A 1,617-nucleotide genomic window follows, 5' to 3' on the forward strand; every position below is an offset into this window, starting at 1 on the left:
CTAGACTCAAAGGTCTATGAACAATCTTGTCCCAAAGATTATTTTCTTATTGGAGGACAAATAATAGAGCAAATCTGGATAAAAAAGAATGAAAAGCTAAGTTTTGTATATTTTGGGACAAAAGATCCAATTATGCAAATGAAAGATGAAAATAATATTAGAGAATTAAAGAATTTATTAAAAATAATATTTTATAAATGGGATGACGAATGGGGCTACCGCTAGTTTGCCCCCGCTACCGCTAGTTTGCAACTAGTGGCGTCAAAGATTGGTACGGATCAAAATAAACAATAAAAAAGAAGACAAAAAGCTATGCCAGATAGGTATAGCTTTTTGTATTTTGTTACAATGAGTAGAAATTATAAGTTTCATAATAAATCAGGTCTGTATTTTGTAAGCTTTGCAACAGTACTACACCCGTCCAAGAAACAAGTAATTTTCCAATTACAACACAGACAATTATARACTATGAAAAGGATTAAGAAAATTTATTTAATATCTTCTGATTTGAATAATTACACAGAAGTAGAAAATTTTGACAATGTCCCTTTTGGAAAAGGAGCTGCTGTCATTGGAGAAGGTATGCAACAACACGTAGTTGCAAATTATGGAAAAAGTAAAGATGGGACTGTTTATGTTTTTTCTAAAGGAGGGAAGAATTTTAAACCTGAAGTTTTACCATTAAAACAAGTTCAAAAACAATATGGGTCTACAAAAGTTAAATTTTATCAAAGAAATGAATAAGAAAGTTTTATTTTTTTTGATTTTGACAATCACATTTTTAAGTACTGCTTGTACGACAAATAATCAAGCTATTTTTTTTCAATTAAAAAATGATAAGATAGTCGAAATAACGAACTATGAATTTTATTCAAAAAATGATGGGAGTGTTTTTCTATTTATAATGAATAAAGATAATAGAGATGTTTTAAAATCGACTCCTATCAAATCTGTAAAAATAAGGTTTGACGAAACTATAATTGAAGGTAAGGTTATTGAAGCTGCCTTCTCAAGAGAGTTAAACAATAAGCCTTTTATTTGTTATACACACAATGATGGTTATGTCAATTTTGAGAGTTTTAATAAATTAGAATTAATTTATATAGGTTCAGTTAATGAAATACCCCTAGCTCTTCGAAGAGTGATGCTCTGCGATAGTTTTTAACTTCGCAGTGGTATGAGTAAGAATGTAACATTTGCAACTTCGTAGCTGTAAAAACATAAATAAAAACATAAACCAGTTACACCAACTTGTAACTGGTTTTTATGTCAAACTTAATAATAATCATTAATAATCCTTCGAAGTTGCAAACTTCGAAGAGCAAAGAGTTTACAACTTCAAAAAGCTAAAATAAAGTTCTAAATAAGCTCTGCGAATGTCTGCGACTTCGCAGCATTACTTGCACTTCGTAAAACAGTTATTTATTAGTATATTCATTTAATGCAAACAGATGGCTACAAAATAAGAGATCAATCAAAAGCTCACTTTATAACATTTACTGTATTTGATTGGGTAGATATTTTTACAAGAAAAAGATATAAAGATACTATTATAGAGAGTCTACAATATTGTATTGAATATAAAGGAATGGTTCTTTTTGGATATGTAATAATGAG

General features: G+C 29.0%; 3 protein-coding genes. All 3 read left to right on the forward strand.

Features of this window, described 5'->3' with window-relative positions; all coding sequences use genetic code 11:
• Positions 1 to 225, forward strand: a 225-nt coding sequence (locus GBO31_RS23325) for a hypothetical protein (RefSeq protein ID WP_219011030.1), incomplete at its 5' end; no start/stop codon positions are given.
• A gap of 243 nt (positions 226 to 468) precedes the next feature.
• On the forward strand, positions 469 to 744 hold the full coding sequence (locus tag GBO31_RS23330; RefSeq protein ID WP_219011031.1) for a hypothetical protein: 276 nt from the start codon (positions 469 to 471) through the stop codon (positions 742 to 744).
• Entirely contained in the window at positions 737 to 1,165 is a 429-nt protein-coding gene (locus GBO31_RS23335; protein WP_219011032.1) for a hypothetical protein, read from the forward strand. The genes GBO31_RS23330 and GBO31_RS23335 overlap by 8 nt, the downstream gene beginning before the upstream one ends.
• Positions 1,166 to 1,617: the final 452 nt, after the last annotated feature.

The sequence above is a fragment of the Aquimarina litoralis genome, from assembly GCF_019295435.1.
Classification (GTDB): Bacteria; Bacteroidota; Bacteroidia; order Flavobacteriales; family Flavobacteriaceae; genus Aquimarina; species Aquimarina litoralis_A.

What these genes read in the sequence shown, in the direction of transcription:
- GBO31_RS23330 (WP_219011031.1), top strand. Translation starts at nt 469, where the DNA reads ATGAAAAGGATTAAGAAAATTTATTTAATATCTTCTGATTTGAATAAT.
- GBO31_RS23335 (WP_219011032.1), top strand. Translation starts at nt 737, where the DNA reads ATGAATAAGAAAGTTTTATTTTTTTTGATTTTGACAATCACATTTTTA.